This is a genomic window from Paenibacillus thiaminolyticus (assembly GCF_003591545.1).
GTDB lineage: Bacteria > Bacillota > Bacilli > Paenibacillales > Paenibacillaceae > Paenibacillus_B > Paenibacillus_B thiaminolyticus_A.
In genome coordinates, this window is sequence record NZ_QYZD01000007.1 from 144567 (window position 1) to 156198 (window position 11632).

An 11632-nucleotide genomic window follows, 5' to 3' on the forward strand; every position below is an offset into this window, starting at 1 on the left:
GAAACAAAAAAGGCAAAACACAAGGTGGTTTTGTCATGTCGATTGATATCGTCTTACTATCTCTTTCCATCAAATAAAACAACCGGGACGCACGAGGCGCCCCGGTTGCTCTAATCCGGCTTGCAGCAAGCCGGCGATTGCTTATTGAATTGCAGCTCCGATTTCTTTCACCATTTCCTCTACGGAGACGAGGCCGCCACCCGACAGATACCAGTAGCTCGGATCGAGGTAGACGATATGCCCTTCTTTGAATGCCTTGGTCTTCTTGACCAGTTCGTTCTCTACGACTTGCTTCGCAGACGATTCGCCGCCGACTACAGCCCCTCTATCGATAACGAACAGATAGTCCGGATCCTTCTCTACAATATATTCGAAGGACACAGGGTCTCCATGAGTCGATGTTTTAATGTCCGGATCGACTGGCGGGAAGCCGAACACATCATGGATAATGCCGAAGCGGGAACCTGCGCCATAGCCGCTGATTTTGCCGTCGTTCGCCAGAATGATGAGCGCGTTTTGGTTCGACGCCGTCACTTTCTCATTCAATTGCTTGATATCTCCATCGATCTTCGCAAGCTCCGCTTGTACTTCGGATTCTTTGTTGAAAATTTTGCCAAGGTTTTCCGCATTCTCTTTGAAGGACTCCATATAACGATCCGTGTCAATATCCATGTAGATCGTCGGCGCGATGGCCTTGAACTCTTCATACGACGATGCCTGTCTTCCGGCAATGATGATCAGGTCCGGCTTCAGGGCGTGAATCGCCTCGAAGTCCGGCTCCTTCAAGCCGCCCGCATTCACATACTTCTCGTCTTCGAATTTTTTCAAGTAAGGAGGCAGGCTGTTCTTCGGCAATGCCGCGATGTCTACACCCAATTTGTCCAGAGAATCGACGACTCCGTAGCTGAAAACAACGACTTTAGACGGATTCTTCTTCACCGTCGTTTCGTCAAGCTCATGCTTAATAACGATTTCTTCCACTGTGTTGTTCGCTTCGGCTCCAGTAGATGTCGAACCATTGCTGCTATCTGTCTTATTGGAACCACATGCTGCAACAAGGGTTGCCATCATGGCTATGACTAGAATTAGGACTGTTTTCTTCAATTTCTTTCACCTCTACCACGTATTTTTATAAAATATATTTATCGCCGTTAATATCACAAATTCGTACTATTATGGCACGGCAATGCGATATTACCGAACGGTGTGACCCCTTTTTGTGTCGAGCTATGCATAATAAACGCAGATCTTGTTATCATTGAAGTTCTCGATGCTCATGTCCATATCATAAATGTCATGGAGAACCGCGCTGTCGATAATGTCATCGGTCGCGCCCTCCTTGATGACTTTGCCATTCTTCAATGCCACGATATAGTCGGAATAGCAGGAGGCAAAGTTGATATCGTGAATGACGATGACGATCGTTTTGCCGAGCTCATTGACGAGTCTGCGCAATATTTTCATAATCTGCACGGAATGCTTCATATCCAGGTTGTTCAGCGGTTCGTCAAGTAAAATATACTCCGTGTTCTGCGCGATGACCATCGCGATATAAGCCCGCTGCTTCTGCCCGCCGCTCAGCTGATCCAGATACTTGTACTGCATCTCGGCAAGTCCCATATATTCAATCGCCTCATCGACGTACTTCCAATCTTCGTCTGACAATCTCCCTTGCGAATAAGGGAAGCGCCCGAAGGAGACCAGCTCCCGAATCGTAAGCCGCAGGTTGATATGGTTCGACTGCTTCAGAATCGAAATCTTCTTCGCCAGCTCCTTGCTGTCCCACTGGCTGATTTCTTTCCCGTCAATGGTCACTTCTCCGGAATCCTTCGAAATGAGCCTGCTTATGATAGACAGCAGCGTACTTTTGCCTGCGCCATTCGGACCGATGAACGACGTGATTTTTCTTTTGGCAATCGTAACCGAGATGTCCTCGATCACGTTTTTGCCGCCATATTGTTTGGATACGCCTCTTACTTCTACCATGATTTGTTCTCCTTCAATAGAAGATAAATAAAGTAGACCCCGCCGACGAAATTGATAATGACGCTAAGCGTCGTGGAGAAGGTGAATATCCGCTCCACAATGAACTGGCCGCCCACAAGGGCGATAATGCTGATGAGGACGGAGCCGGCGATAAGATAGCTGTGCCGGTACGTCTTCAGAAATTGATACGTTACGTTCACGACGAGCAAGCCAAGAAAGGTAATCGGCCCGACAAGCGCCGTGGAAATGGAGATAAGTACGGCGACGATAAAGAGCAGCCGCTTCACGACATAGTCGTAATTGACGCCGAGGTTGATCGCCTGCTCCCTGCCCAGCGCAAGCACATCCAGATACTTGATGAAGCGCAGAAAGTAGAGCGTGACGAGCAGAAGCAGCACGCCTCCCATAAGAAGCAGCTTCGTATTGACATGAGTGAAGCTGGCGAACATTTTGTCCTGCACGATCATGAACTCTGCCGGGTCAATCAGAACCTGCATGAAGGTGGACATGCTTCCGAAAAATGTGCCAAAAATAATGCCAATAAGCAGCAGGAAGTATATATTCTGATTCTCGCCCTTGAATATAAGCTTGAACAGCAGGCCCGAGAACACAACCATCAGTCCGACGGACACCAGGAAGTCCACATTGCTGTTCATCATCATCAATGTCTTCGAGCCAAATACGAAGATGACGATGGTCTGAATCAGCATATACAGCGAATCCAGGCCCAATATGCTCGGTGTCAGTATGCGGTTGTTCGTAATCGTCTGGAATACGGTTGTGGCAAATGCGATCGAAGCGCCGGTCAGGACAATCGCCAGTACTTTGATTGTTCTTTTCGGCAGCACGTAGTCCCAGTTGTCCCCCAGCTTGAAGAACAGGAACAACCCTATCAGCGTGAGAGCAAGGACAGCAAGAACCCCCGTTTTCGCTTTATAACCCATGTGCCCTTCTCCTCATTAACATATAGACGAATATGGCACTTCCGATGACGCCGACCGTCAAGCTGATCGACAATTCATACGGGAAGATGATGATGCGTCCCAAAATATCGCAGAACAGAACGAATACGGCCCCGAGAAGCGCGGTATGCGACAAGCTATTCCTCAAATTATCGCCTCTGTAAATGGAAACGATATTCGGAATAATAAGACCCAGGAAAGGAATCGTTCCAACGGTAAGCACGACCGTGCACGTAACGAGCGCCACCAGGATCAAGCCGATGTTGACCACGCGCTTGTAGTTGAGCCCGAGATTTTTCGAGAAATCCTCGCCCATCCCCGCTACCGTGAACTTATTCGCATACAGGTAGGCAATCACGATAAGCGGAATGCTGATATACAGCAGCTCATAGCGCCCCTTGATAATCATCGAGAAGTCGCCCTGCAGCCACGAGGACATGTTCTGAATCAAATCATACTTATACGCGAAAAAGGTGGAAATGGAACTAATAATATTGCCAAACATCAATCCGACGAGCGGAATGAAGATGGTGTCTTTGAATTTGATGCGATCCAATATCTTCATGAACAGCATCGTGCCTGCCAAAGCGAAGACGAACGCAACGAGCATCTTCACCAACGGGCTCGCCGTCGTGAACAGCATCAAAGAGACAAGTATCCCCAAGCGGGCCGAGTCAAGCGTCCCTGCCGTCGTGGGCGAGACGAACTTGTTCCGGCTAAGCTGCTGCATAATCAGGCCGCATATGCTCATGCTGACCCCGGCGAGGACGATACTGATAAGCCTTGGCACCCGGCTGACGAGAAAAGTATGAACCTTGTCATCGTTCAGATTGAACAAATCCCATGGCTTAATGTCTATGACCCCGATAAACAGGGAAATGAAGGCAAACAGGATAAGCGCAATAACCAGATATCTCTTCTTCATGTCTCTTTCCTTACAATTAAGAGTATAGGCGTTCCGGATGTATGGTCTGCATTTCCCCATGTTCACCCGCATGCATAATAATGATATTCATTATCATTAACGCGTTGTAACAGTTATGATTATAACGGTTCCCCCGGGAAAGTCAATGGATTTGGCCAAAATAATTGATTATCATTCTCAATTAGAATTATTATTATAATGAAATTATTTGATAAAAACGATTAGATCGGCTGCGAAAAGCGTGATGCTTCAACAGGACGCCGCCCCTGCCAGTTCATGAACGATGCTGCGGCGCCTCGGCTCTGCAAAGGGTAGCCGACCAGCCTATCCTGAGTCACGGGGATACCGGCCAAAAAGAACCACGAAACGGATACTCCCGCTTGTGAGGCCGGATTCATCTAAGAAAAAAGCCCGGTGAACGCATCACCGGACTCTCATCTTGTCCGAGCAAGGATAGCATTATGAGCTGGCTGACAGACGGTTCTTGGCGGCCCGCTTCTTCTTCACGGCGTGAATGATCTGGGCAATCGCACCGTCTCCGGTTACGTTGGCTGCCGTTCCGAAGCTGTCCTGAGCGATGTAGAGCGCGATCGCGAGGCTAACCATGGCTTCATCGAAGCCGAGCATCGACTGGAATAAGCCGATGGCCGCCATCACTCCGCCGCCTGGAACGCTGGGAGCGGCGATCATCGCGATGCCGAGCATGAATATGAAAGGCACCATGGTGCTCACCGTCAGCGGCACACCATGAATGTAGAGTATGGCGCTCGCGACCGAAGTAATCGTAACCGCCGATCCGGTAATATGAATCGTCGCACATAACGGCACGACAAAGTTCGTCACTTCTTCGTCTGTCCCGAGCTTCTTCACTTGCTGCATCGTCACCGGAATCGTCGCCGCCGAAGATTGCGTGCCGAGCGCCGTGAGGTATGCCGGGAGCATCGTGCGCAGCAGCGCCAGCGGGTTGCGCTTGTTCACTGCACCTGCGATCGCATACTGGCACAGGATGACCACGAAATGTAACACGAGTATGACTGCGAACACCTTTACGAACACTTGTAGAATGAACGCAACTTCGCCTGCCTGCGTCATATTCATAAAGAGCCCCGCGATATGAAACGGCAGCAACGGAATAATAATCGCCTGTATCGCCTTGGCTACGATATCCTTGAATTCCAGTGAAGCGGTAAGAAGCGCGTTCGTCTTCACGAAGGTGATTCCGACCCCGATCAGGAAAGACAACAGCAGCGCCGTCATAATATCGAACACAGGCGGCATAGGCAGCTCGAAGTAGGTGGTCAGCAGCATCTCCTCCGGATTCTTGGCTGCCAGCCCGGAAGCCCCGGACAGCAGCCAGGGAAAAGACGACGACGCAACACCATAAGCGAGCATCCCGGATAATACCGTAGATACATATACGATAAATGTTGTCAATCCGAGGAGCTTCCCGGCTCCCCTGCCAAGCTCCCCGATCCCCGGAACAATAAAGCCCAAAATAATGAGCGGAATAAGAAAGCTCAGAAACTGACCAAATACATGATTTAATGTCGCAAAAATTCGTATGAACCAGTCCGGCATAATAAGCCCTGCTCCAATGCCGAGCATAATCGCAATGACAATGCGCGGAAACAATCCCAATCGCATATTCATAGACCTTCTCCCCTCTGACTACCTGAGAAAAACAAGATTACAATTTTGTCTCCCCAGTGAATACAAATGTTCCTCTTGTGAGTACATCTCAATATACTAACATATCATGCATCAAATTGACAATTCCCGCATACAAAAAAAGCCCGATGAACGGATCATCGGACCTTCTCTTACCATGTTATTTATACTTGCGCCAATCCATGCTGCTATTGTTCAACAAAAAATCGAAGTCATTGTCCAGCCGCTTCTGCTCTGCCGCCCGGGCTTGCTCCGCCTCGCGTCTCGCGTCTTCCTTCCGCTGCGCTTCCTCCGCCTTCAATGCAGTAGCCTGCTCCTTCAGCTGCGCTACGATATCAGGCCGCAGCAGATCCTTGAGCGTTGCCGGCTTATCTTGGGCAGATTGGGCAGTCCCTTCCGGAGCGGCGTTCCGGCCTCTTTTCTTCGCCATCGCACTCACCTCATCCCCATTATAGCAGAATCTCCCTTATGCGGCACCGTGGCATGAACTGCGGGGAGCCTTGCTGCCTGCGCGCGTTACGTCGATCGGTCCGTATTCGCTCCCCAAATACAATTTGGGCGCCGCTCTGCCCGAATCCACTTGCTCAGGAAAATTCCCCCTTGCCACCTTTCAAGCGATAATATATCCTTATGATATATATCATTATGATACATTAGAAGGTGATACAATGGCTGCTAAGCACAGTGACACGACCTATGCGATTCTCGGGCTGCTCACGACCGATTGCCACACAGGCTATGACATGAAGCAGATGATGGACACCAGCCTCAATCATTTCTGGAAGATCAGCTACGGACAAATCTATCCGACGTTGAAAAAGCTGGTCGAGGACGGCTGGGCTGTGGTAACTGATACCGCCCAGGAATCGAAGCCCGACAAAAAAGAGTACCATATTACGCCCCAAGGAATGCAGGCGCTGCAGGCCTGGCTGCAGGAACCGCTTCAACAGCTCCATACGTACAAAAATGAATTTTTGCTCAAGCTATTCTTCCACCGTCATCAAGAGCCGGACGCAACGCTCGGGCAGATCGAGCGGTTCCATTCGATGCTCCAGGAGCGGTATCAGATGTACGAGGCGATCGAAAACCAAATCATGACGCATTGTTCGGATGAAGAAGATTTGCAATATTGGCTGCTTACGCTCGACTATGGCAAGCGTGTCGTTCGGGCAGAGATGGAATGGAGCGATGCGGCGATGCGGCAGATTCAACAGAATAGATAAGGAGGAGACACGATGGGAAAATCAATCTTTGGCGGGCGCTACACGGTAGAGGATAGAGAGCAGGATATTGTCGTGTTCCTAATCGGAATGAGGGTGAACAAATGGTGGGCTGTTCATCAATGGTGGCCGGTCTTTACAGCGATGCCGCCAATGATTCGGGAATTGTATACGAACCCGGAGCTTGGCTTCCTCTCCTTGGAGACGACCGTCAATCTAAGAACGATATTGATGGTTCAATATTGGCGGTCCTTCGAGGATCTGACAGCCTATGCGCGGGGGCCGGAGCATTTGAAGGCATGGCGAAGATTCTATCAGGCGGTCGGGAAAACGAATGCGGTCGGCATCTATCACGAGACGTATATCGTACGCGGAGGCCAGTTCGAGGCCGTCTACGGCAATATGCCGAAGTTCGGCCTGGCCAAGGCGCGGGGACATGCGCCAATCACGCCCCGGACCGATTCCGCTGCGCAACGGGTCCGGGCTTGAATGAAGACTCCCATCTGTCCAGTGCACGGGCGGATGGGAGTCTTCTGCTTAGCATAGGCTATGCTTCCGCACCTGACACCGGATCGACCTGTACCATCGCCTGCTTGCCGCTCAATTGAATGCCGGTGCGTTTCGTTCCCGCCGGACGCAAATCCTGCAGCAGCCGTTCGAGGATCTGCTGCGCCAGAGCGCCTTCCTTGCCCTTGATGCGGATGACGAGCTGTACCGAATCTCCGGCGCGCAGGATCCGTTCCGCCTGATTTTTCTTCGTCTCATAGTCATGATCCTCGATCTGCGGCGTCAGGCGAATCTCCTTCACCTTCGGCTGCCGCTCCGCCTTGCGGGCCTGCTGTGCCTCCTGCTTGGCCGCTCCCGCTCCAATCAGCTTGCAGGGAGGCGGGCTGCTCATCAGCGACAGGCAGACGAGATCCACCTTCAGCTTTTTCGCCATCGCGAGCGCCTCCGAGGTCGGCACGATGCCCGAGCTTTTCCCCGTTCAGACCGGTCAATTCGACTTCGGCAGCCCGTATCTTCTCGTTCTTAATCATTGTGAATCCTCCTGCCCATTCGCTATAATGAACCCATATTACCGCCTGGAAGGAGATATATCAATGTCTCGCAAAGAAATCGAAGAACAGATTATCCGCAACTATGAACGGGACGAGCAGATGATGATCCTGGTGTTCGCCCAGTGGTGCGTCAATCATCAGCTTGATCCGGCCGAGCTCTATCAGCAGGCCTATCCGCAGCAGGGCGCCAATCCGGCGCTGCAGCAGGCCATCGGCCTCACGGTCCCGAAGGAAGAGGCCGGCGACATTCCGGACGACACGGTGCTCGGCGTCCTCGCGCTCTACGGCAACGATGATCTGGCCTTCGTCGTGACGGAGGCGATTAAGAATCGGGCCGCACGTGCCAAGGCTGCCGGCGGCAGCGGAGCCTCCTGACAGACGCGGGACGCTCACTAGCCACCCGCCAATTCGCGCCGTTAACGCTGCTCTGCCGATGCAGCAGGAGTCAGACAGTCGTGCTGCGCATACTGGACGCCCGCTGTGCAGCACGGAGCAGAAGTCGTCCGGCGCATGCTGACGACCGCTGTGCAAGCACGGCCCAGACGTTGTCCGGCGCATGCTGACGACCGCTGTGCAGCACGGCCCAGACGTCGTCCGACGCATGCTGACGACCGCTGTGCAGCACGGCTATCCCCGCCTAGCCCATCGGGAGAGGCGAATATTTTCAGCAAGAAAAGGAAATGCGCGAAGCCGCCCCGAAGTAGGAAGCAGATAATGATAGATCAGGCTGTTAAGCACCAAAGGAGAACAATACTATGCAGATTCGAAAATGGAATACGGAGGAACAGCCTCCGATGGAATTGCTGCTGCTGGCAGACCCTTCTGCCGAGCTCGTGCAGGAATACCTTGGACGGGGGACATGCTTTCTTGCGGAACAGGACGGGCAAGTCATCGGTGTCTATGTGCTGCTGCCGACCCGGCCGGGCACAATCGAGCTGGTCAACGTGGCTGTCGCAGAGAGTCATCAAGGACAAGGCATCGGCAAGCAGCTCGTCCTTCACGCGGTCGAGACCGCCAAGGCGCTCGGCTGCCAGACGATAGAAGTAGGTACAGGCAGCACCAGCATAAGCCAGATCGCGCTCTACCAGAAATGCGGGTTCCGAATGACGGGCATTGACCGCGATTTCTTCGCTCGCCATTATGATGAGGAAATCTACGAGAACGGCATGCTGCTGCGGGACATGGTGCGTCTTGGTCAAGATCTGTGACAGTCGAGCAGAGAACAAGATGCCCGTGGTCGAGTTGTCTGCCGCAGCCGAGCGGGTGTGGGATGCAAGCGACTGCCACCATGTCTGCCTCCCTTTGCCTGCCATGAAGCCGGACTGGTCAAGAAACCGCATCAACAGTATAATCAATGGAAGAGACGAAGAACGTCCCGATCCTTTCCGCGCGAAGGGTATCGGGACGTTTTTATTTTGGGAGGAGGCGGTAAGGTGAGTTTTGAAGAGGCGCATGAGGCGTTCATTCAGCACCATTTGCAGAGAAGAACGGGAGAACGAAGGGGACGGCTGGAGCGAGGGCATCGGGAGGCCGAGAAGCTGTTTTGCCGCAACGTATGGTGGCCCCTTCGAGGTAGCTTTGACCAGTTGCATCCGGAATACGAAGTGCTTGATTGGCGGGGCCTGGCCTATTTCTGCGATTTCGCCTGGCTGTCCCCGCAGGTCAAGCTGATCATCGAGATCAAAGGCTTCGTACCCCACGTCAGAAATATGGATAGGCAAAAGTACTGCAATGAGCTGAATCGGGAGACGTTTTTGTCCTCTATTGGTTTTCAGGTAATCTCCTTCGCTTATGACGACGTCGCTGACCGCCCTGAACTGTGCATGGCGCTGCTGCGAATGGTGATTAGCCGCTATCACGCGGACTCCGCGCCTGTGAGCCTGCACAGTCTCGCGGAACGGGAGACCATCCGGCTCGCTTGCATGCTCGGCCGTCCGATCCGTCCCATCGACGTGGAGGCGCATTTGTGCATAAACCATCGCAAAGCGGTGCGAACGCTGCAGTCGCTCTGCTCCAAGGGATGGTTTACGGCTGTGACCGGAGGGGCAGGCAAATATGTCGTGCGTTATGAGCTAAGGCCGGGCGCGCTGCGGCATTGGTAGAAATCCTGCAAATTTACATCATTTCTGAACGACAATATGGCGCTCTGAAGGATTCCTGCAAAAATACATCATTTTCGTGCTCAAATTGAAGTATAGCCAGTCAGAGCATGAAATTCCTGCACCCCTGCATTATTTTTCCTCAAATCGGCGTTTTCAGGTGAAAAATACTGTAGTTTTGCAGCTTTGGTCTATCGGGGGGGGCGTTCGAGGGTACGTTGGAGGGCACGTTCGAGGGGGCTTCGAGGGGACTTTCGGGGGGGACGTAATGTACGCACATTCGGGTACATGCGCGAACAAATGTAGATGAAAGTGGCACTACGAGAAAAATAGATATACCTGAAAGCGAAGGGCTCATGAAAGAATGAAAGTACGAGTAAACGAGTGTACGAGAAGGAGAAGGTGATGACGAGGAAACGGGGACACGAATGCGGGTATACGCGAATGTAAGACGTACACGAAGGCGGGCGTTCCCGAATGCAGGGGTACGCGAATGCAAGACGTACACGAAGGCGGGCCTTCCCGAATGCAGGGTACGCGAATGCAAGACGTACACGAATGCGGACGTTCCCGAATGCAGGGGTACGCAAATGCAAGACGTACACGAAGGCGGGCGTTCCCGAGTGCCGGTGTACACGAAAGCAATGCCAAGAGACCGCATCGCCGACAGCGATACGGTCTTAGGCATTCTCGCTCCCCCGCCTGCGCCCCGATAAGCCGCTGATGGTACAGATCGAGCGGATCCTGGCGGCTCAGCCCCTCCAGGTGCAGCCCTTCCCTTACCGCAGACACATATTCCACATAATCGGACCAACGCTGATCGATATGCCGCAAGGTCACCCGCTTCTCCAGACGGCGGGCCCGCTCTGCTCCCCACCGCCGGCACAAGCGCTTATGCCGCGCTGCATCTTCAGCAAGCTTCAGCAGCGGCGGCGTCTCCTCCATCAGCACATCCCGGCGCCAGACGGCGATGATGCGCCGCTGCTGCTCCAGCACATCGGCGTAACGGTTCAACATGAGCCGTCTCGCCGTATTCCGTCCTTCCGCCATGCGCTGAATATGGGAAATCAGGCGGTGGACGGCGGGCGCTCGCAGCGGCTTGTCCGGATTCGCGGACAGCCATCGCTCCGGGAACGGATACGCTCGGCCATAGCGATGGAGCAACGGATCCTCCAGACTGGCGAAAAAGCGAGACCCCCCGGATCGCCCTGCCTGCCCGCGCGCCCCCGGAGCTGATCGTCGAGGCGGCGGCTGTCATGCAGATTCGTGCCAATGACGTACAAGCCCCCAAGCTGCGCGATCTTGGCATATTGGGCCGGATCCCCGCCGCCGAGCACGATGTCGACGCCCCGGCCGGCCATGTTCGTCGAGATAGTGACCGCCGCGCCCCAGGTCCCTGCCGCGCGATCAGCTCCGCCTCCTCCGCGTCATGCTTCGCATTCAGCACGCAGCAAGGCACGCCAGCCTGCTCCAATTCGCGCTCCAACCGGTCCGATTCCGCCACGCTTGCCGTTCCTACCAGAATCGGCCGGCCCGTGCGGTGAACCGAAGCGATCTCGGCCAAGAGCGCCCGCTGCTTTCCCGGCAGGCCCGGACAGACGAGCGGGGGCTCATCCTGCCTCCGGCATGGCCGGTTCGGAGGAATGAGGGCCACCTCCAACTGATAAGTATCCCGCAGCTCGTCCGCCGCGGAGCGGAGGGTGCCCGACATGCC

General features: G+C 53.5%; 12 protein-coding genes and 2 pseudogenes. 5 read left to right on the forward strand and 9 right to left on the reverse strand.

Annotation, left to right across the window (positions count from 1 at the left end):
• Positions 1 to 141: 141 nt before the first annotated feature.
• From DQX05_RS10700 to DQX05_RS10725, 6 genes are all read right to left on the reverse strand, one after another.
• Positions 142 to 1104, reverse strand: coding sequence for a siderophore ABC transporter substrate-binding protein (locus DQX05_RS10700; protein ID WP_119793369.1), 963 nt, complete (start codon positions 1102 to 1104; stop codon positions 142 to 144).
• 123 nt (positions 1105 to 1227) lie between these two features.
• Positions 1228 to 1986, reverse strand: coding sequence for an iron ABC transporter ATP-binding protein (locus DQX05_RS10705; protein WP_119793371.1), 759 nt, complete (start codon positions 1984 to 1986; stop codon positions 1228 to 1230).
• Complete coding sequence (locus tag DQX05_RS10710) at positions 1980 to 2930, reverse strand: iron chelate uptake ABC transporter family permease subunit (RefSeq protein ID WP_119793373.1); 951 nt, start codon at positions 2928 to 2930, stop codon at positions 1980 to 1982. Before DQX05_RS10710 ends, DQX05_RS10705 begins: the two co-directional genes overlap by 7 nt.
• Entirely contained in the window at positions 2920 to 3873 is a 954-nt protein-coding gene (locus DQX05_RS10715; RefSeq protein ID WP_119793375.1) for an ABC transporter permease, read from the reverse strand. Before DQX05_RS10715 ends, DQX05_RS10710 begins: the two co-directional genes overlap by 11 nt.
• Before the next feature lie 459 nt (positions 3874 to 4332).
• On the reverse strand, positions 4333 to 5517 hold the full coding sequence (locus tag DQX05_RS10720; protein WP_119793467.1) for a dicarboxylate/amino acid:cation symporter: 1185 nt from the start codon (positions 5515 to 5517) through the stop codon (positions 4333 to 4335).
• Between the two features lie 184 nt (positions 5518 to 5701).
• Positions 5702 to 5971, reverse strand: a complete 270-nt coding sequence (locus tag DQX05_RS10725) for a YqkE family protein (protein ID WP_119793376.1) — start codon at positions 5969 to 5971, stop codon at positions 5702 to 5704.
• Positions 5972 to 6209: 238 nt separating this feature from the next.
• Here DQX05_RS10725 and DQX05_RS10730 point away from each other — a divergent pair, with 238 nt between their 5' ends.
• Complete coding sequence (locus DQX05_RS10730; protein ID WP_119793378.1) at positions 6210 to 6764, forward strand: PadR family transcriptional regulator; 555 nt, start codon at positions 6210 to 6212, stop codon at positions 6762 to 6764.
• Between the two features lie 12 nt (positions 6765 to 6776).
• Positions 6777 to 7250, forward strand: a complete 474-nt coding sequence (locus tag DQX05_RS10735) for a DUF4188 domain-containing protein (RefSeq protein ID WP_111156642.1) — start codon at positions 6777 to 6779, stop codon at positions 7248 to 7250.
• Between the two features lie 58 nt (positions 7251 to 7308).
• On the opposite strand, the pseudogene infC reads toward DQX05_RS10735, so the two are convergent.
• Positions 7309 to 7798 (reverse strand): annotated as a pseudogene (gene infC / locus DQX05_RS10740) (translation initiation factor IF-3).
• A 63-nt stretch (positions 7799 to 7861) separates the two neighbouring features.
• Between infC and DQX05_RS10745 the strand changes: the two are divergent.
• From DQX05_RS10745 to DQX05_RS10760, 3 genes are all read left to right on the forward strand, one after another.
• A complete protein-coding gene (locus DQX05_RS10745; RefSeq protein WP_119793380.1) occupies positions 7862 to 8194 on the forward strand; it encodes a hypothetical protein in 333 nt (110 codons plus the stop codon).
• 380 nt (positions 8195 to 8574) lie between these two features.
• Entirely contained in the window at positions 8575 to 9027 is a 453-nt protein-coding gene (locus tag DQX05_RS10750; protein WP_119793382.1) for a GNAT family N-acetyltransferase, read from the forward strand.
• Between the two features lie 225 nt (positions 9028 to 9252).
• Entirely contained in the window at positions 9253 to 9921 is a 669-nt protein-coding gene (locus tag DQX05_RS10760) for a DUF559 domain-containing protein (RefSeq protein WP_119793386.1), read from the forward strand.
• Between the two features lie 351 nt (positions 9922 to 10272).
• Here DQX05_RS10760 and DQX05_RS10765 read toward each other — a convergent pair whose 3' ends face one another.
• Together DQX05_RS10765 and DQX05_RS33415 are read right to left on the reverse strand one after the other, a co-directional pair.
• The gene (locus DQX05_RS10765; RefSeq protein ID WP_147385171.1) at positions 10273 to 10968 is read right to left on the reverse strand and encodes a preprotein translocase subunit SecA; all 696 of its coding nucleotides are present in this window, start codon (positions 10966 to 10968) and stop codon (positions 10273 to 10275) included.
• A 403-nt stretch (positions 10969 to 11371) separates the two neighbouring features.
• Positions 11372 to 11629: pseudogene (locus tag DQX05_RS33415) on the reverse strand (preprotein translocase subunit SecA); the annotation flags it as partial.
• Positions 11630 to 11632 lie beyond the last annotated feature (3 nt).